The organism is Caballeronia sp. GAWG1-1, from assembly GCF_023631465.1.
Classification (GTDB): Bacteria; Pseudomonadota; Gammaproteobacteria; order Burkholderiales; family Burkholderiaceae; genus Caballeronia.
In genome coordinates this window covers 21,647-40,932 of the sequence record NZ_JALQDB010000036.1, presented here as the reverse complement: position 1 = coordinate 40,932, position 19,286 = coordinate 21,647, and the positions used below count along the sequence as shown (strand labels likewise).

At 63.7% G+C, this 19,286-nt stretch carries 16 protein-coding genes; 3 read left to right on the top strand and 13 right to left on the bottom strand.

Translation table 11 applies throughout. The annotated features are described in order from the left end of the window. Entirely contained in the window at positions 1–1,029 is a 1,029-nt protein-coding gene (locus tag NCT03_RS24815; RefSeq protein WP_250494293.1) for a phosphotransferase family protein, read from the bottom strand. Positions 1,030–1,152: 123 nt separating this feature from the next. On the opposite strand from NCT03_RS24815, the gene NCT03_RS24810 reads away from it, so the two are divergent. Continuing rightward, complete coding sequence (locus NCT03_RS24810; RefSeq protein WP_244830248.1) at positions 1,153–1,347, top strand: YqaE/Pmp3 family membrane protein; 195 nt, start codon at positions 1,153–1,155, stop codon at positions 1,345–1,347. Between the two features lie 19 nt (positions 1,348–1,366). Here the strand turns inward: NCT03_RS24810 and NCT03_RS24805 are convergent, their stop codons facing one another. The 7 genes from NCT03_RS24805 to NCT03_RS24775 form a co-directional block, all read right to left on the bottom strand. Further along, on the bottom strand, positions 1,367–3,109 hold the full coding sequence (locus NCT03_RS24805; RefSeq protein ID WP_250494292.1) for an IlvD/Edd family dehydratase: 1,743 nt from the start codon (positions 3,107–3,109) through the stop codon (positions 1,367–1,369). Positions 3,110–3,158: 49 nt separating this feature from the next. Next, positions 3,159–4,247 carry a galactofuranose ABC transporter, permease protein YjfF gene (gene yjfF / locus NCT03_RS24800; RefSeq protein WP_250494291.1) on the bottom strand — a complete coding sequence of 363 codons (1,089 nt, stop codon included), beginning with the start codon at positions 4,245–4,247 and terminating at the stop codon, positions 3,159–3,161. Continuing rightward, entirely contained in the window at positions 4,244–5,281 is a 1,038-nt protein-coding gene (locus NCT03_RS24795; RefSeq protein ID WP_250494290.1) for an ABC transporter permease, read from the bottom strand. The genes yjfF and NCT03_RS24795 overlap by 4 nt, the downstream gene beginning before the upstream one ends. Further along, a complete protein-coding gene (locus NCT03_RS24790; protein ID WP_250494289.1) occupies positions 5,278–6,792 on the bottom strand; it encodes a sugar ABC transporter ATP-binding protein in 1,515 nt (504 codons plus the stop codon). The genes NCT03_RS24795 and NCT03_RS24790 overlap by 4 nt, the downstream gene beginning before the upstream one ends. Before the next feature lie 77 nt (positions 6,793–6,869). Then, the gene (locus tag NCT03_RS24785) at positions 6,870–7,805 is read right to left on the bottom strand and encodes an ABC transporter substrate-binding protein (RefSeq protein WP_370652268.1); all 936 of its coding nucleotides are present in this window, start codon (positions 7,803–7,805) and stop codon (positions 6,870–6,872) included. A gap of 202 nt (positions 7,806–8,007) precedes the next feature. Beyond that, complete coding sequence (locus NCT03_RS24780) at positions 8,008–8,982, bottom strand: LysR family transcriptional regulator (RefSeq protein WP_250494288.1); 975 nt, start codon at positions 8,980–8,982, stop codon at positions 8,008–8,010. A 44-nt stretch (positions 8,983–9,026) separates the two neighbouring features. After that, positions 9,027–9,986 carry a GlxA family transcriptional regulator gene (locus NCT03_RS24775; protein ID WP_250494287.1) on the bottom strand — a complete coding sequence of 320 codons (960 nt, stop codon included), beginning with the start codon at positions 9,984–9,986 and terminating at the stop codon, positions 9,027–9,029. A 94-nt stretch (positions 9,987–10,080) separates the two neighbouring features. Between NCT03_RS24775 and NCT03_RS24770 the strand changes: the two genes are divergently transcribed. Next, positions 10,081–10,800, top strand: coding sequence for a GNAT family N-acetyltransferase (locus tag NCT03_RS24770; RefSeq protein ID WP_250494286.1), 720 nt, complete (start codon positions 10,081–10,083; stop codon positions 10,798–10,800). An 18-nt stretch (positions 10,801–10,818) separates the two neighbouring features. On the opposite strand, the gene NCT03_RS24765 is transcribed toward NCT03_RS24770, so the two are convergent. Further along, complete coding sequence (locus tag NCT03_RS24765; RefSeq protein WP_250494285.1) at positions 10,819–12,369, bottom strand: GGDEF domain-containing protein; 1,551 nt, start codon at positions 12,367–12,369, stop codon at positions 10,819–10,821. Between the two features lie 514 nt (positions 12,370–12,883). On the opposite strand from NCT03_RS24765, the gene NCT03_RS24760 reads away from it, so the two are divergent. Continuing rightward, entirely contained in the window at positions 12,884–15,067 is a 2,184-nt protein-coding gene (locus tag NCT03_RS24760) for a hybrid sensor histidine kinase/response regulator family protein (RefSeq protein WP_250494284.1), read from the top strand. A 242-nt stretch (positions 15,068–15,309) separates the two neighbouring features. Here the strand turns inward: NCT03_RS24760 and NCT03_RS24755 are convergent, their stop codons facing one another. Genes NCT03_RS24755 through NCT03_RS24740 form a run of 4 tightly spaced genes read right to left on the bottom strand, consistent with a single transcriptional unit; the run spans position 15,310 to position 19,248 of the window. After that, positions 15,310–16,257 carry a phosphotransferase gene (locus NCT03_RS24755; protein WP_250494283.1) on the bottom strand — a complete coding sequence of 316 codons (948 nt, stop codon included), beginning with the start codon at positions 16,255–16,257 and terminating at the stop codon, positions 15,310–15,312. 6 nt (positions 16,258–16,263) lie between these two features. Beyond that, positions 16,264–17,220, bottom strand: a complete 957-nt coding sequence (locus tag NCT03_RS24750; protein WP_250494282.1) for a phosphotransferase — start codon at positions 17,218–17,220, stop codon at positions 16,264–16,266. Beyond that, positions 17,217–18,524 (bottom strand): Zn-dependent hydrolase, encoded by a 1,308-nt coding sequence (locus NCT03_RS24745; RefSeq protein ID WP_250494281.1) that lies wholly within the window; start codon positions 18,522–18,524, stop codon positions 17,217–17,219. The genes NCT03_RS24750 and NCT03_RS24745 overlap by 4 nt, the downstream gene beginning before the upstream one ends. Further along, positions 18,499–19,248 (bottom strand): DeoR/GlpR family DNA-binding transcription regulator, encoded by a 750-nt coding sequence (locus tag NCT03_RS24740; RefSeq protein ID WP_244830234.1) that lies wholly within the window; start codon positions 19,246–19,248, stop codon positions 18,499–18,501. Before NCT03_RS24740 ends, NCT03_RS24745 begins: the two co-directional genes overlap by 26 nt. Positions 19,249–19,286: the final 38 nt, after the last annotated feature.

Here is a 19,286-nt window from a genome sequence, read left to right as displayed (position 1 = left end):
TCAGACTCCCGCGGGTTTATCGATGGATGCCGCCTCGTTCCAGCGCTTTCGCCATTGCGCAAGGGAATCGACCGGTTCGATGAGAAGACCGCGCGCAAGTTCGCGCACCGCCTGTATGTCGGCTGGATCTTGCAGGTACTCGACGGGCGATTTGCCATCGACCCGCGCGAGCAACAACGCCGGCAAGAGCCGCGCGCAACGCAGATCTATCCGTTCCGCCGGTTCCCAATCGACAGCCGCCAGATATCGACCGCTCAGGGCGTCGAAGCTTCCGGCATAGCGTTCACGCCAATGCGGATTGAGAAAGCTCTTCAGGACGAGGTGATTCAGGCAGAACGCGAGGTCGAAGGCCGGATCGCCGTAGGTTGCGCATTCGGCATCGAGAAAGACGGGGCCGTCGGCACCGCATAGGATGTTCTTCGGGCTCACGTCGCCATGAACCAGCGCGATGCGCGCAGCCGAAACCGAATCCGCCAGATCGCCGAGTGTGTTCGCCAGGTCGGGATGACGCGCGGCTGTCGCCCGCAGATAAGGCTCGATGCGGATGGACTCGAAGGTATCGTGATTCGCGAACTGCACCGCGAGCGCAGCCGAACCCGCGCTTCGCTCATGAATCTGCGCGAGAAGGAAACCGACTTGCGCGGCGAAGGTGTCGTCGATCCCGCCTTTCAGCAGCTTCGCCTTCCAGACGGAGTTATGTTCCGCAGGAAGATACGCCATCGCGAAGCAGCCGAGCGGCGCGTCTTCGAACAGAAGCGCAGGCACCGCGTGCGGCAGCCAGGTCGCGACACAGCGCAGCCACGCGGCTTCGGCGGCATTGCGGCTGACGGGCGCATGCCAGTCCGCCGCGACCTTGAGCTTGCCGAGCGCGCGCTTGATGCAGAACGTAGCGCGGCGCGCATCGACGCGCCAGATATCCGAAGACACGCCACCCGTCAGGCGCGTGAAGCGCGGTTCTTCATCGGCATCGAGCAGGCGATGCTGGCGCAACGCGTCAACAAGGTGCGCGAGGTCGGTGGCTTCGGTCATCGAATGTCGGCCGGGCGTTTGGCGAGTTCGGCAAAGTAGGTCCCGGCCTCATGTTATGGGATCGCGCGAGCAGGTGCAACGCGGATGGTAAAGTCACCAGACCATCACATCCGAGGACCGCATATGCGTCTCTTGCTCGCACTCATCCTTCCGTGGCTGCAGTTCTTCACGATCGGCCGACCGATTGCCGGCATCATCTGCCTGCTTCTTCAGATCACGTTGATTGGCTGGATTCCCGCCGCGATCTGGTCGGTCTATGCGCTCAGTCAGTACAACACCGAGAAGAAAATCCAGCGCGCCTTCGGAGCGCGCGGCTGACAGGCAGAACGCGCGGGCGTCAATGGGAATGGCGCGGAACATCGGCGCCACGGCATCCCACGAGAAAGTCGAAATCGCAGCCCTGATCGGCTTGCAAAACGTGATCGATGTACAGCTTGCCGTAGCCGCTCGTGTTCTCGCCCGCTTTGCGCGGTTCTTCCGCCCAGCGGGCGAGACGCGTCCTCAGCGTCTCGTCGCTGATGTCCAAATGCAGGCGCCCCGCGAAGCAGTCCATCTCGATCCAGTCGCCTTCTTCCACCACCGCGAGCGGACCACCGGCGCGCGCTTCGGGCGCTACATGCAGCACCACCGTGCCGTAAGCCGTGCCGCTCATGCGGGCGTCGGAGATGCGCACCATGTCGGTCACGCCCTGCGCCAACAGCTTCGGCGGCAAGCCCATGTTGCCGACTTCGGCCATGCCCGGATAACCCTTCGGGCCGCAGTTCTTCATGACCAGGATCGAATCGGCGGTGACGTTCAATTCGGGATCGCCGATCCTCGCCTTGTAGTCGTCGAAGTTCTCGAACACGACCGCCCGGCCGCGATGCTTGAGCAACGCCGGCGTCGCGGCGGACGGCTTGAGCACCGCGCCGTTCGGCGCGAGATTGCCTCGCAAAATGCACAGCGCGCCGTCTTCCACGAGCGGGCGGTCGAGTGGACGAATCACCTCGGCGTCGTGGATGGGCGCGTCTTTCGTGTTGTCCCAGAGTGAGCGGCCGTTGGCCGTCAGCGCGTCGGGATACGGCAGCAAGCCCGCTTCCCCCAGACGCCGGATCACGCCGGGCAAACCGCCCGCGTAGTAAAACTCTTCCATCAGAAAGCGTCCGGACGGTTGCAAGTCGACGAGCGTCGGCGTGCCGCGGCCGATGCGCGTCCAGTCGTCGAGTTCCAGGTCCACGCCGATACGGCCGGCAATCGCCTTCAGATGGATGGTCGCATTCGTCGATCCGCCAATGGCCGCGTTGACGCGAATCGCGTTTTCGAACGCCTGCCGCGTGAGGAGTTTCGAGAGCCGCAAGTCGTCGAGCGCCATCTCCACGATCCGCATGCCCGACATGTGCGCGAGCACGTAGCGCCTGGCATCCACCGCGGGAATTGCCGCGTTGTGCGGCAAGGTCACGCCGAGCGCTTCGGCCATGCACGCCATGGTCGATGCCGTCCCCATGGTGTTGCAGGTTCCAGCCGAACGCGACATGCCCGCTTCCGCCGACATGAATTCATGCAGCGTGATCTTGCCCGCCTTCACCTGCTCGCTCAGTTGCCACACGACGGTGCCCGAACCGATATCGCGACCCTGATGCTTGCCGTTGAGCATCGGGCCGCCGCTGACCGCGATCGCGGGCACGTCGCAACTCGCCGCGCCCATCAGCAAGGCGGGCGTGGTCTTGTCGCAGCCGACCAGCAGCACGACGGCATCGACGGGATTGCCGCGAATGGATTCCTCTACGTCCATGCTGGCGAGATTGCGCGTCAACATGGCTGTAGGCCGCAGATTCGATTCGCCGTTGGAAAACACCGGAAACTCCACCGGAAAGCCGCCCGCCTCGAAGACGCCGCGCTTCACGTGCTCCGCGATCTTCCTGAAATGCGCGTTGCAAGGCGTGAGTTCCGACCACGTATTGCAGATGCCAATAATCGGCTTGCCCTGAAACTCGTGGTCCGGAATGCCCTGATTCTTCATCCAGCTTCGATACATGAAGCCATTCTTGTCCTGGGTTCCGAACCATTGAGCGGAACGGAGCAGGCGTTTTTCATTGGGCATGACGGATTCTCGACGAGGGTGGCAGGGTGTGCGTGCTTATGTGCGTGCTTCAGGTTCTGGGGACCATCGCGAGCGGCTCGGCTTTGCTCGCGGCATCGGGCGGCAAAGGCGTGCGCGGCTCTTTCGATCCGATGCCTTCGCCGAGCTTCGTCCCATTCGATTTACGGCGCGCGGCATGACGTTCGATGACTCGCTGCAGCAGACAGAACGCGCACAGAAGCGCGCCGATCACGATGCGCGTCCACCATGAACTGAGCGTGCCGTCGAAGGTAATCAAGGTCTGGATGGTGCCGAGAATGCCGACGCCGAACACCGAACCGATCACATAGCCCACGCCGCCCGTGAGCAAGGTTCCGCCGATCACCGTCGCGGCGATGGCGTCGAGTTCCATGCTCTGCCCTTGCAATCCGTAGCCCGAGAGCACGTATAGCGTGAACACCACGCCGCCGAGCGCCGAGCAGAAACCCGAGAGCGCATAGACGCCGACCTTGGTGCGCGCGACGGGCAAGCCCATCAGCAGCGCCGAGCGTTCGTTGCCGCCGACCGCATACACGTTGCGTCCGAAGCGCGTGAAGTGGGCGACGAAGATCGCCACGATCAGCGTGACGATGGCGATCAGCGCGCCCGTCGTGAGCGACGCGCCGCCGACATCCACATGAAAGGCGGACAGCGCGCGGAACGTGGAATCGGTGATGGTGATGGATTGCGTCGTGATGAGAAAGCAGGCGCCGCGCGCGAGGAACATCCCGGCCAGCGTGACGATGAACGGTTGCAGCCTGAAGAAGTGGATGAGCGCGCCCATCGCCGCGCCATAGCAGGCGCCGAAGGCCAGCACGAGCGGCACGATGATCCACACCGGCCAGTGCAGACGTTCGGCGAACACGGCGCACAGGATCGTCGTCAAAGCGACGACCGAGCCGACCGACAAATCGATGCCGCCCGACACGATCACGAACGTCATGCCAATGGCGACGATCAGCAAGAACGCGTTGTCGATCAGCAAGCCGAGCAGCACTTGCAGCGAGAAGAAGCCGGTGTACATCACCGAGCCGAAGCCGAACAGAGCCGCGAACAGAACGACGGTGACGACGATAGGCAAGATGCGCGGGTCCGTCAGACGGTCGAAGAAACTTTTCATCGGGATGCCTCCGCGAGCGGCTGTTTCGAAGCGGACGGAAAGACGCGTCGCAACTGCCGCATCAGCACGGCGCGCGCGGTGGACGACTGAATCACGCTGACGACGAGCACCACCGCTGCCTTCACCACGAGCGTCGCTTCGGGCGGCACACCGATGGAATAAGTCGTGTAGGTGAGCGTCTGGATGATGAGCGCGCCGAGCACCGTGCCTGCAAGACTGAAGCGCCCGCCGAGCAGCGAAGTGCCGCCGAGCGTGACGGCGAGAATCGCGTCGAGTTCGAGCAGGAGACCGGCGTTGTTGCCGTCGGCGCTGCGAACGTTCGAACTGGCGAGAATGCCCGCCATGGACGCCGTCAACCCGGAGAATGCATACACGCCGAACACGATCACGTTCGAGCGCAAGCCGACGAGCCGGGTTGCAACCGGATTCACGCCGATAGCCCGAATGAAAAGCCCGAGCGCGGTGCGATCGACGAGAAGCGCCGTGAGGATGAGCGCGCCCGCCGCGATCCACACGGAACACGGGACGCCCGCCAGATAGCCGCCGCCGACCATCAAATAAGCCTGCGCGCCGATCGGGATGATCTGGCCGCCCGTCAGCAACTGCGCGACGCCGCGTCCCGCAACCATCAGGATGAGCGTCGCGATGATCGGCTGCATGCCGATGAACGCCACCAGCAAGCCGTTCCACATGCCCGCGAGAACGCCGACCGCGAGCGCCGCCGCGATGGCAAGCGTCACGCGGGAAGGATCGTCGGCGAGGATCGTGGCGGCCGTCGCGCCGGCAATCGCGACGATCGCGCCCACCGAGATATCGATGCCGCGCGTCGCTATCACGAGCGTCATGCCGAGCGCGACGAGCACGAGCGGCGCCGCGCGATTCAGGATATCGACGGGCGCGCCGAACAGGTGGCCATCGAGCATGGCAATCGACAGGAACCGCGGGTTATGCGCCAGATCGAGCAGACACAGCGCGACGAGCGTCACGCAGGGCCACACGAGCGGATGCTGCAAGACACCTTTGATACGGTTCATTGCGATCCTCCCGCGATCAGCCGATACACCTCGTCTTCCGAGGTCGTATGTCCCGCGACCTCGGCGACCTTGCGCCGGTCGCGCAACACCGCAATCCGGTGACTCACGCGCACGACCTCGCTCACTTCGGACGAGATGAAGAGAATGCCGAGCCCTTTCGCGCAGAGCGCGAGCACGCGGTCCATGATCTCGAACTTCGCGGCCACGTCTATGCCGCGCGTCGGTTCATCGAGAATCAGCATGCGCGGCTCCGTTGCAAGCCAGCGCGCGAGCAGCACCTTTTGCTGATTGCCGCCAGAGAGCAGACCGATAGGCTGCTCGGCATCGCGCGCCTTGATGCCTAGCTGCTCGATATAGTCTTCGGCGATCTCGCGTTGCTTCGCCTTCCGAATGCAGCGCCAAAGCCCGAGCCGCGCCTGAAGCGCCAGGATGATGTTCTCGCGAATCGACAGGTCCGCGACAATGCCTTCCTTCTTACGATCCTCCGGGCAATAGCCGATGCCCTGACGCACCGCATCGCGCGGCGAATGCAGCTTGACCGGCTTGCCGGACACCTTCGTCGCGCCTGCATCGGAACGCTCCGCGCCGAAGAGAAGCCGCGCGGTTTCCGTGCGCCCCGAACCGAGCAAGCCCGCGAGCCCGAGTATCTGACCCGGCTGCACGTCGAGATCCACGGGATTCATCAAGCCGCGACGGCCCACGCCGCGCATTTCGAGAAACGGCGCAGCCGCGCCTCGTTGCGTGGGCGGCTCGGAAGCCGCGCGCTTCAGGCGCTCGGTCATGCGTTCGTGGCCCACCATCTTCGACACGAGCAGTTCGACCGGAAGATCTTTCGCGAGATATTCGCCTTCGCGCTCGCCATTGCGCATGACCGTGATGCGATCCGATACCGCATAGGTCTGTTCCAGAAAGTGCGTCACGAAGAGAATCGCGAGACCTGAATGGCGGAGCTTGCGCAACACGTCGAAGAGGCGCGTGACTTCGCCGTCGTCGAGACTGGAGGTCGGTTCATCGAGGATCAGGACGCGCGCATCGACCGACAAGGCACGCGCAATCGCCACCATCTGCTGCACGGCGATGGGATACGTATCGAGCGATTTCGTGACGTCCACCGAAACGTTGAGGTCCGCGAGCGCCTTTTGCGCCCGCATGTGAATGCTCTTCCAGTCGATCGCGCCATGCCGCTTCAACTGTCTGCCCGCGAAAACGTTCTCCGCCACCGAGAGATTCGGACACAGGTTCACTTCCTGATAGAGCGTGCGAATTCCGGCGGCTTCCGCTTCCATGGGCGCGGCGAAATTCACGGGACTGCCACCGAGCCGGATCTCGCCTGCATCGTGCTCGTGGACGCCCGTCAGCACATTGATGAGCGTCGATTTGCCGGCGCCGTTCTGCCCCATCAACGTATGAATCTCGCCCGGAAACAAACGAAAATCGACGTTGTGCAGTGCGCGCACGCCGGGGAACGACTTGGACAAACCGATGGTTTCGAGCACGGGTGTGTCGGTCATGGATATCGCCGGAAAGGGAATGAGTCGTCCATCGCGCTCACATGATGGCGCGATGGACGTGCGATGGCGCCCGAGCTTCAGTATTTGCGCTGCGGCAGCGTGGCAGCGGCAACGCTCATCGGGAAAATGGTCTCTTCGGTCACGATACGCTTGGGCAGTTCCTTGCCCGCGACCACATCCTTCACCGCGGTCATCAACTGCGGGCCGAGCAGCGGACTGCATTCCACGTCCACGTTGATCTTGCCCGCGACCATGGCGTCGAAACCGCCCTTGGTTGCATCGAACGAGACGACCGTGATGTCCTTGCCCGGCTTCATGCCCGCCTCCTCCATTGCCTGAATGGCGCCGAGCGCCATGTCGTCGTTATGCGCGTAGACCACGTTGATCTGCTTGCCGTAGGTCTTCGCGAAGGCTTCCATGACCTGCTTGCCGCCAGCGAGCGTGAAGTCGCCGCTTTGCGAGGCGATCACCTTGAATTTGGGATCGTTCTTGATGACTTCGAGCAGACCCGCACGCCGGTCGTTCGCTGGCGCCGATCCCACCGTGCCCTGCAACTCGACGATGTTGATCGGCCCCTTCTCGTTCTTGTAGCGTTCTTCCAGCCACTTGCCGCCGCGCCGGCCTTCTTCGAGGAAGTCCGAGCCGATCATCGTCACATAGAGCGACTTGTCTTTCACGTCGATGTTGCGGTCGGTCAGGATCACGGGAATCTTGGCGTTTTTCGCTTCGATGAGAATCGGCTCCCAGCCCGACTCGACGACCGGCGAGAACGCGATCACATCGACCTTCTGCGCAATGTAGGAGCGTATGGCCTTGATCTGATTTTCCTGCTTCTGCTGGGCGTCGGAGAATTTGAGGTTGATGCCCGCGTCTTTCGCGGCGGACTTGACCGAGACCGTATTGGCCGTGCGCCAGGCGCTTTCCGCGCCGACCTGTGCGAAGCCGAGCGTGATCTTCTTGTCGTCGGCGTGTGCATTCACACTCGCGGCGAGTACCAGCACCGAACCAAGCATTGCGCCGAGCACCGCGCGTCGGGTCTGTTTCATGGCTGTCTCCTGATTGGATCATGTGCGCCGCGGCTCGAAGTCCGGGGTCGAAGGCTCAGGCTGAGCCCCGGGCAAGGTTAGCCCTCACTCCCATGATGGTCCAATCACTTATTCAGCGATCCCGATACCAATGTTGATATAGTGGAAAACGCGATTCGGGCTTACCCGGTCAGGCGCTCAGGGCATCGGCGGATACGCCGTATACTTCGGCGGCGGCGTCGTGAAGCGCATGCAGCACCACGGTCGCCGCGGGCGAAAGCGCATGCGCTTGCCGCGTAATGATGCCGAATGCATCCATGCGGCAAGGCAGGTCGATTGCAAGACGCTTGAGCGTGCCGAAGCGCTCGTATTGCCGCGCCACTTCATCGGGCATGACGGCGAGCATGTCGCTCTGCAACAGAAGGCTCGATATCGCCAGAAAGTTGTTGGTGTTGACCACATTCCGCGGCGGGTTCAGCCCAAGCTCCGCGAACGCCATGTCGATACGATGCCGCAAGACACTCCCCGGCGGATGCAGCACCCATTCGGCGTCGGCGATACCGCTCATGGTGAGCCCCGCAGTCTGTTCGAGCGGATGCCCGGGGCGCACCACCACGCACAGCGGTTCATCGGCGATGGGCGCGTATTGCACGGCGGGCTTCAGTTGCACGTGCTGCTGGAGCACGCGGCCGATCATCACGTCGAGTTGCCCCTGCGTGAGAAGCGGCAGCATGACATCGGAAGTCTCCACCTGCAGCCAGATTTGCAGTTGCGGATACTGCGCCTTCACGCGTCCGATGGCGAGCGGAACCATTCTGGCCGCCGCCGCCGCGATCACGCCGACGCGCACTTCGCCCACCAGACCGGCGCGCAAGGCGGCAATCTCGTCTTGCGCCTTGTTGAGATTCGACAGCACCATGCGCGCATGACGGATCATCACTTCGCCGTAGAGCGTCGCCTGCATGCCGTGCGGCGTGCGATCGAAGAGACGCACGTCCAGCACATCTTCGAGTTCCTTCAGAAGCCGCGATGCCGCTGGCTGCGTCATGCCGAGGACATCGGCGGCACGGCGCACGTTGCCCTCTTCCTCCATCGCGGCGAGCAACAAGAGCTGGCGCGTCTTGAGCCGCGCGCGCACGAACCAGTTCGAGTGTCCCTGTGTCAATGCCGTCTCCCGGTTTTATGTTCGTGGTCGCCCGATGCCTGGCGTTATCGCCCGGCGCGCAACTCGCGCACGCCACGGCCGAGCCTGCGGCGCAGCAAGGTGCGCAAGGTCGCCGTATCGGCATAGCCGACTTCGCTTGCAATCTTCTCGATGTCGTAGCCGATAGCGACGAGGTGCTGCGCGCGTTCTATGCGCAAGTCCTGAAAGAATGCCAGCGGCGACTTGCCGAGCACCGACTCGGTACGGCGCTGCAACGTGCGCGGCCCGACCGACAAGGCACTCGCCGCCGCCTGAAGCGAAAAGCCCGCCGCGAGATTGTCGCGCGCCCATCGCTCGAAACGCGCGACTAAAGGGTCGGCATGCGCAAGATGATCGGGGATGATGTATTCCGCCTGAGACGCACGCTTGTCGATGAGCATCATGCGAGCGACACGCGTCGCCAGTTCGGGACTCGCCTGACGCAGCAACCATAGCGCGAGATCGAGATGACCCATTGCGGAGCCCGCCGTGACGACGCCTTGCGATGCGACGACCATGCGCGAATCGTCGAGCATGACGGCCGGATAGCGCTGTCGGAAAAACGGTGCAAGCGACCATGTGGTCGTGGCCTTGCGATGATCGAGCAAACCGGCTTCGGCCAATATGAACGTGCCGATGCACGCCGCCGCTACGCCCGCGCCCGCCGTGTGCCGCGCTTGCAGATAAGCGATCGCCTCGCGCGTGTCGCGACGCTCGAGCGCCTCGGCAAGCCGCTCCGGCTGCCTCACGTTCAGCGCGGGCACGACGATCCAGTCCGGCGACGGCGCGCTGCTCGCCAATTCGACCGAAGTCGACAAGCCATGCGCGGTGCGAATACGTCTGCGCATGCCGATGAGCCTCACCTCGAACGGCGCGGCCTCGAACCCTTGCGCGGCGGCCACTTCATTGGCCATCGAAAAGGTATCGAGAAACACGGTCAGTCCGGTGTCGAACAGGCCGTCGAGCGCGAGGATTGCCAGTCTCATGTCGCAAATAGTGCTAATAATGTCATTTGCGACTATAGCCCCGTGCGCCCGGGCCGTCTAGACTGCACAGCAATCACACGCCATTGGAGCGCCCATGAGCCATCCGAAACCTGCCGACCTCGACCGCCCTATCTGGGAGGCGCTGACGACCCGACACGCACACCTCGCGCTCGGCGACACGCTCGTTCGTCGATATCATCCCGACGTCGCGCCGTTCGCCGCGCTGGCAACCGCAACGCCGGATGCGTATGACGCCCTTCACCGCCTTCTGCAGCCTGGGCAGCAAGTAGCCTTGCTCTCCACGCAGCCCTTGCCGTCATACGATGCCTTGCAGATAACGCGTGTCGGCATCCTTCATCAGATGGTCGCGAACACTCGCAAAGCGCCCAAAGCCGCAAGCGTCGAAAAGCTGGATGTGATCCGACTCACCCAGGCAGATAACGACGACATGCTGGATCTTGCCGGAAGAACGCGGCCCGGGCCGTTCTCCGTACGGACCCGCGAGACGGGCAATTACATCGGCGTGCGAGACAACGGGCGGCTCATTGCAATGGCCGGTGAACGCCTGCATCTGGATGGTTACGTCGAGATCAGCGCCGTATGTGTCGATGAAACGCATCGCGGCAGAGGCCTTGCCGGGCGGCTCATGCAGATCCTGCAACGAGAGATCGAGGCGCGCGCGGAGACACCGTTCTTGCACGTGTTCAGCGACAATCTCGCGGCTATCGGTCTATATGAACGTCTCGGCTTCGAGTTGCGGCGCGCGTTTCATCTCGCGCGAGTCGAGCATGCGGCCTCGCGCGAATTGATTTGAAGCATCAGGCGTCAGGCATCAAGGCGCGGTGCCGACCGGTTCGCCGCGCCGCTTCTCGGACACAGCCGCGAGCGTCACGCGATTGCGTCCGCCGCTCTTCGACACATACAAGGCTTCGTCGGCGCGGCGCATGGCGTCGTCGATAGTCGAGCCGCTATCGGGTCGAGCCACCACCACGCCGATGCTCACGGTCGTCGGAGGAAATTGCTGGCGAAGTCGCGCGCCGTTCGAATTGGCCACGTCGATACGCATGGCCTCCGCCACCGCCTCCGCGCGGCTGCGGGTGCAGTCGGCGAGCGCCACGACAAACTCCTCGCCGCCGTAGCGCGCGACCAGATCGTGCGGTCCTCTCGCATGCTTCACGAGACATTCGGCGATGAACTGCAACGCCCGGTCGCCGGCTTCGTGGCCGTGCGTGTCGTTGTAAGCCTTGAAGCGATCGGCATCGACGAAAAGCAGCGCGACCGGATAACCTTCGCGCGCCGCCGAGGTCCAGAGTTCGTCGAGCGCCGCATCGAGCTTGCGGCGGTTGGCGACGCCGGTCAGACCGTCCGTGTCCGCGATCTCGACGAGCTTCGCCTGCGCCGCGTCGCGCTGGCGCACCGCGAAGACCAGCAGCCAGACCACGATGGTGAACGCGCCCGCCACGGCCACCACCAGCGTGCCGATGATGAGCGAGTGCTGCTGCCACTCCGAGGTCACGTCGTCCTTTCCGAGCGCCACCATCATCACGAGATTGCTGCCGCGCACGCGCGCAAACGTCATGATGCGGTCGACGTTGTCGACGGGCGAGCGCGCGTCGAACGAGCCGCTCTCGACGCCGAACATCTTCGAGAAGATCGGCCAGCCGCGAATGCTGCTGACGCTGCCTGGACGCAGCTTCGGATTGCGCGCGACGATGTCGCCATCGCTCTGTACGATCGTCGCCGCGCTTTCGTGGCCGAGCCTGATGTCATCCACCAGTTGCTGGAAGTAATCGAGGTTGATGGAGATGAGCGCGACACCGCCGAAGCTGCCATCGGCTTTGGAAATCCGCCGGCTGAGGGCAATCGATGGCGCGCCGTTTCGCAGACGCGACGCGTACGGCTTCGAGATGAAGAGCCCGACATTCGGATTGGCGCGATGCACCGTAAAGTAATCCCGATCGGAGAGATCGACGGTCGGAAGAAGCCGCGCACGGCCCTGCACGATCCGGCCGCGTTCGTCGAGCGCATAGATGCCGCTGATATAAGCGGCGGTGGTCGAACGGTCGAAGAGAATCTGCCGGCGCAGTTCAGGCGGCAGCTTCAATATGGTCGGGTCCGCCATGCCGTCGACGACGGCCTGCAGCGAGAGATCGTAGATTTCGAGGTTTCTCGACATGTCGCGCGCGAGCGCCACCGCGACGTTCGCCGACGTGCGGCGCGCCTTCGCGATGGCTTCCTCGCGGCTCGAGATCAGCACCGCGACGGTGGCGATCAGCACGATGACGCTCGCCAGTGTCGCGCCGAGCGCAACCAGCACCGAGTGTCTGTCGACCCACGATGCCGGGCTTTCTGCTCGGGCGCTCCTCTTGAACCACGGTCCCAACGATTCTCTCCTGCCGAACCCCGCCACGCGACGCTCGACGACTCGCTTTCTTATTCGTTGCTAAAGAGCCGGTTTAGCGGACTTCTGCTCGCTGTCCGCGCGGCTCGCATCAAGGTTTACGGCCAGATTGCGCAACTTTTGAGCCCGTGCCGGCCAAACGATGAACGCGGAGTTTACCGGAGCCCGAGCCAAGCGCCACGGCCATTCCGCTGCCGCCTAGCAATCAAAAAACCACAGGCAATTAAGTCGGCAACAAGGCGTGCTACCATCAACCGTATGAGTATTATGAAATAGTAGGTACGTCTTACGACGTCCAGACCTTTCCCGTTCGCCTGACAAAGCCCCCTTCGGCACGATGCGAGCAAGCTTAGCGGAGCGAACATCCGCAGCTAGGAACCAGGCGTGATACGGGGAGGAGGTCGCGGGCGCGCCACCGCCAAGGAATTTGAATCGATGTTTCGCGCAAACATGTGCCGGCGTCGGATGACTCCCCTTAGCGTGACCGGGGTGTTTAATGACTGAGTTCGCGACTCAACATTCCGACCCGTCGGACCGGGTTTCGTTTCCTCCGCTCAATTTCAGGGCTGCCCGCCGGCGGCTCGTCCTCGCGCTGACCGCCTCGGTGGTCGTGCCGCTGAGTCTGTCGGCGCTTTACGCCTACTACACCTACGAACGTGCGGTCGCGGAGCAGTCGGAGATACTCAATCGGCTGGCGTGGGTCGCGGAAGGGAAACTCACCAATCTGCTCGACTCGAACCGCGACCTCATCTCGCGCGTCCAGGACGTGGTCGGAACGGCTGACGAGCGGCAGATTCTGCGCGAACAGGCAAGCCTGCACAGGAAACTCGAAGCGCTCGTCGCCAATCATCCGCAGGTCGTCGCGCTCTCCATCGTCGATAAGAACGGCCAGTTGATCGTCAGCAGCCGCTTCTCCCCGACGCCCGACGTCTCTATCGGCGACCGCGGCGACTTCATGGCGACGCGCGCGACCTCCTCGCAGCTCTATGTCTCGCTGCCCGAGCGCGGCCGCGTTCAGGGCACCGATATCGTGAACACGCTCGCCGCCCGGACCGCTCCCGACGGGCGCTTTCTCGGCGCCATCGTTGTTTCCCTGCATCGCTCCTACTTGCTGCAGTTTTATCAGCGGCTCATCGCCGAGACGCCTGCGTTGACGGTCGGCCTCTATCGCGCCGATGGCGGCATTCTGCTCCGCCTGCCCGCGCCACGCCTGGCGAACCCGCCACCGAAGCACGAGCCTCTCGCGGCCGCGTTCGCGCGAGGGGCGGAACAGGGCATCATCAAAATCGATTCGCCGCTGGACGGCACCCGCAAGATGCTCGCGTACCGGCGCGCCGGTCAGTACCCCGTCTACGTTTCCGCCGGCTACGCAATCGACGATGTGGTCAGCAACTGGCTGCGCGACGACATGTCCCTCGTGGCCGTCGCGCTGATTCCTTGCATGTGTCTGTGCGTGCTGATCGTGTTTTCGCTGCGGCGTCTTCGCGCGGAGGAAACCTCCTGGCAGAACTGGCGGCGCGAGCTGTCGCGGCGCCGCTCGGCGGAAGCAGCCACGCGCAAGATGCAGCGCATGGGCGCGCTCGGCAATCTCGTCGCGAGCGTCGCCCATGACTTCAACAATCTGCTGATGGTCGTGACGGCCAACATGGAGATCGTCCGGCGCAAGAACTACAACGGCGTCAAGAACGAGATCGATGCAGTGGAGCGCGCCTCCACGAGCGCACGGGCGCTCGCGCGCCGTCTCATGAGCGTGGCGCGCCGACAGCCGTTGCAGATGCAGACGCTGCTACCCGGCGCGTGGCTGCTCGAAACCGAGGCGCTGATCCGCTCGGCTGTAAGCAGCAAGGTCGCCGTGCAGATCGAAGTGGCGGAGGCGTCGTGGCCGATCAAGGTCGATCCGTCGGAGATCACTTCGGCGATCATCAACATCGCGGGCAATGCAAAGGACGCGATGCCGCAAGGCGGCACGTTTATCGTTCGCTGCAGGAACGTGGCGTTATCTCAAGGGCGCTACGAGCTCGAAGCCGGCGAGTATGTCGAATTCTCCTGCCAGGACAGCGGCACCGGCATGACGCGAGAAGTCGCGCAGCACGCGTTCGAGCCGTTGTTCACCACCAAGCAGGCTGGCGCGGGAACCGGGCTCGGCCTTGCACAAGTGCTCGCCATGGCCGAACAGGCGGGCGGCAAGGCACGCGTGGAAACCGATGTCGGGCGCGGCACCACAATCTTCTTCTACCTTCCGCACTGGACGGCGGGCGTCACGGAAGCATCACCGGCGGAGCGCGAGGGTGCCATCGAACCGGGCGGCGCGAAGTCCACCATCCTGCTCGTCGAAGACAACGAGGAAGTGGCGGCGGGGCTCGTCGCCGTTCTCGATGTGCTCGGCTGGAGCGCGCGCCACGAGCCTTCCGGCGATGCCGCGCTCAAGGTGCTGGAAGAAGGCCTCGAATTCGACCTCGTTCTATCCGACATCCAGATGCCCGGAACTTGCGATGGCATCGGCCTCGTCGAATGGATCAAGCGGCAACGCCCCAAGCAGGCCGTGACGCTGATGACGGGTTATGCGGAGCATCTCGAACAGGCGCGACGTCTCGGTGTCGCCGTGCTGTCGAAGCCGTTCAACGCGGACGATCTGGACATGTTGCTCAAGGGCGTGGCGCTATCGTCACGCCATGCGTGAAACTTGAGCGTTGAATTTCGAACCGGCGTTCGCAAGTTTTCTCAAGTCCGCGACCTTTCGGTCGTTAATCTGGTCACGGATTGATTGTGCAAGAGACTGCCGCTGATTCAGGCGATCGTCGATCACATAAAGCGCTGCAGTCCCAGGGGGTTGTCAAAAGTCTGATTCGCTGCGTGGCGACTTGAAGGGCGTGCGAGAGCACGCCCTTTCTTTTGGACGGTCGTAACGCTCGACGACTTTCTTCAAAGACTGCGCAACCAGTCCTGCCACCGCGGCGCCTCGATCACCGAGCGTGCGCGCATGAACTTCCACGCGCCGTATTTGGCGTAGTCGAAATCGAGCGTGGAGATTTCGTTCTGCAACATGGACCAAGTGGCCCACTTGATATCGGCGAGCGCCTTGTGCACGGTGACGCGTGCCATGACGTCGTTGCTCACGCGGCCGAAGTATGTCTCGACCAATTCCGTTTCCACGTCGGCCGTGAAGAACATCTCGCCGGAGAGCGCGCCGATGTCATAACAGCGGTCGTTATTCGATGCGTATTCGTAGTCAATGAGCAAGATCGTACCCGCGTCGTCGCGCAGAAAATTGCCCGGCATGGGATCGTTGAAGCACGGCACGATATCCAGTCCCGATGCCTCCAGCGCCGCGCGCGCCTCGCGATAGCGCGCGTGAATCAGCGCGAAGTCGGCGGGCAGCGTGCCGCCTACTTCATGCACTTGCGCGACGTGTTCATCGATCAGATCGAAAATGGTCTTCGTGAGCGGCAATGGCGGCGCGCCGTGCAGCGTGCGATACGCGTGCATGACCGAAGCGCGCACGTTGCGCTCCAGAAAGTCGCGGTTCGAGCAGGTCGCGCGGCCTTCGACGAAGTCGTTGATCTCCACGCCCTGCTCGAAAGCATAGTCGTAAAGACGCGGACCAATGCCGATCTGCTCCGCGAGCCGGCTTGCGGCAAACGCAGCCTTGCGGTCGATGAACTGCTCCGTGCCCCGGCCCGGCACCTTGACGAAATAGCTTTGCGCTTCGCCGTCGACCCACACGCGCCAGTTCGTGTTGCTGATGCCGCCCAACACGGGCGCATAGCGCAACGCGCGGCCCGACCACGGTTCGATCCTTGCAAGCACCGCTTCCACCTCGCGCTCGGCGTCGCACGCGGCGCCGCCAATCGTCTTGATCTGCATGAGCATGACCTCTCAAATCGATGCCGGCGCGGCGTCGAGGTTCCAGCGCGGCAGCGCCATGGAGCAACGCAGCAACCGCCATTGCGCATACTTGAGGAATTCGACGTTGCGGCGCGGCGAGTCGCGGTCCATGCGCATGCCCCACAAGCCCCAGCGCAAGTCGTCGGCGAACGCGTAGGCGCGGCAGCGCGCGAGCATGCGTTCCGAGGCGGCGCCCATCGACATTTCGATGGCCTGCATCCAGTCGTGTCCGAAGCCAAGCACTTCATTCAACGTGACGGCCAGGTCGAACGCGGGATCGGTGTTCGCGGCTTCGTCGAAGTCCACCAGCATGAGTGCGCCATCGTCGTGCAGCATGACGTTCGATGTCACGCCGTCCGCGTGGCAAGGGCGAACGTCGGCACCGGCCGCGTCGATCGCCGCGCGCAAGTCGCCCGCGAGATCGACCCATGACACCTGATCCGGCGTCAACGGCATGCCTTCGGCAAGATGCTCGATACGCTCGAAAACGTTCGTCGTGCGCGCAAACGCAGGCAGCGAATGGATGGCACGCTTCGCTTGCAGGAGCGCGTCGAGCGTGGCGGGTCGTGCGAGATCGTCGAGATGCGCGGTGCGCCAGCCGTCATCGAGAAAGTCGAAGACGGTCGCGCCGTGCGCTTCGCTCACGTAGTGCGCCGCCGGCGCGATACCCAGCGATGCCGCCGCTCGCGCCGCAAGAAACGACGCGCCGGCATCGATGGATTCTGTCAGATCGCCGTGCGCCACTTTCATGAAGAACGTCGCGCTGTCGTCCACGCGCACGCGCCAGGCGCTATGCGACACGCCGCGATGCATCGGCGACATGACCGGCGCAAACGCGGGTTCGTGGCGTACGTCGACACCGCGCCATGCATCGATCGAGGCGATTGCCGCTGCGGCCGCTCTGGCCGCCACTTCGGCGGGGTTGCGCTCGCGCGCGGTCGTGTTCATCGCCGAGGCTCCCAAGCGGCCGCCGCGACCGGATCGCCGCGCGATACACACAAGCGATACGCCGCGCCCATGAGCACGGTCATGCCAGTGTCGAGGTCCTCGCCATGTGTTTCTTCGTTCTCGTTATGCGCGATGCCGCCCACGCTCGGCACGAACATGAGCCCGGTCGGGCAGACATCGAGCAGGCTCAACGCGTCGTGGCCCGAAATGGTGTCGATGTCGCGGCTCTGCACGCCCGCCGCGCGCGCGCAAGTCCGCACGAGATTGCCCACTGCGGGCGGCAGTTCTCGGATCGGCCGGCTCGTGCGGCTCAGGATTTGCACGCCCACGTTCGCGCGCTTCGCGGCTGCGTCGATGCACGCGAGAATGCGCGCTTCGGCTTCGCGAAGAATGGCGTCATCCACGGCGCGCAGTTCCACGGACAAGTCGGTTTGCGCCGGCACCACGTTCGGCGAGTTCGGCTGCACGACGAGCCTGCCGACAGACGTATGGATGCGCTCCGGCCATTCGTCCGCGATGGCGCGCACGTCGCAGATCAGCTGTGCCGCAGCGAAGAGCGCGTCGCGCCGCGCGTGCATCTTGGCGGGCCCCGTGTGCGCCTGCTCGCCCGTGAAGCGCACGTCCATTTTCGCGGCGCCCCAGTTGCGCGTCACCACACCGACAGGCACCGATTCGGCTTCGAGCAAACCGCCTTGCTCCACATGCATTTCGACATAGCACGCGGGCACGGGCGGCGGCGCATCCACGCCGTCATGACCGATGGCGGCAAGCGCTGCGCCGAGCGTCACGCCGTCGTCGTCGATACTGGCGAGGGCATCGGCCACGGCGATCTTGCCGGTGAACGTGCCGCTGCCAAGCAGGCTCGGACGAAAGCGCGCGCCCTCCTCGTTCGTCCAGTTCACCGCGCAGAAGTTAGCGTTGAAAGATGCGCCCGCGCGCTTCGCCAGCATTAGCCGGCGGCCCGCCTCGAAGGCGGCAAGCACGCCCAGCACACCGTCGAAGCGTCCGCCGCGCGGCTGGCTGTCGAGATGCGAACCCATCATGACGAGCGGCGCATCGGCCGCGTCGGTCAGGGTGAAAACGCCGAACTGGTTGCCCACCGCATCGGTGACGACATGCGCGCCGGCATCGCGAAGCAGCGTGGCGAAGGCATCGCGCGCCGCGCCGTCTGCCGCGCTCGCACAGAGGCGCGTGACGCCGCCCGTCTTCAAGCCGCCGAACGCGGCAAAGCACGTCAGCAAGGCCGCAAGCGTACCCGGTTCACCCGCGCCGAGCGCCTCAGGCATGAATGATTGTGATGTCATGCTCGGCGAATTTATCCATGAAAGGCTTGGGCGGCGCGCGGTCGCACACCACCGTGACAGGTTGGGAAATGGGAAAGGTGTTGAGATAAGCTTCGCGCCCGAACTTGTCGATATCCGCGAGAATCACCGAATGACGTGTCTGCGACTTGAGCACGCCACGCAAATTGGACTCGTGTTCCTCGTAGTCCATCCAGCCGTGCTTCAGGTCGCACGCCGCGATGCCCATGAACGCGGCATCGTAAAAAAAGCGTCTTGCATAGGCGAGCGTCTCGTAACCCACGAGTGCGTTGTCCTTGCCGCGCAACATGCCCGGCGTGAGGTTGACGCGGCTCACGCTCGTGCCGAGCAAGAGCGCGATGTTGATGGAGTTGGTCGTCACCGTCACGTTACGGCCGATCAGCCGCCGCGCGAACGCAATGGTCGTCGTGCCCGAGTCGATGAACACCGACATGCCGTCTTCAATGAGCGGTTCCGCAAGTTCCGCCACGCGCGCCTTCCCCTTTACATTGACCTTGCCGCGTTCGGTCACGGGCCGCTCGACATCGAGCCGTGGCAACACGGCGCCGCCGTAGATGCGGCGCAGCAAGCCGCTTTGCTCCAGTTCCTTCAGATCGCGCCGGATGGTTTCCTCGGCGACGTCCAGTATCTTCGCGAGCGGCGTAACCGAGACGCGGCCCTCGTCGCGAAGGCGGGTGAGAATTTCTTGGTAGCGGTGCTCGGACATGGTCTCGTTACTGGAAACTGCCTCGTCTCTCGCGCGCT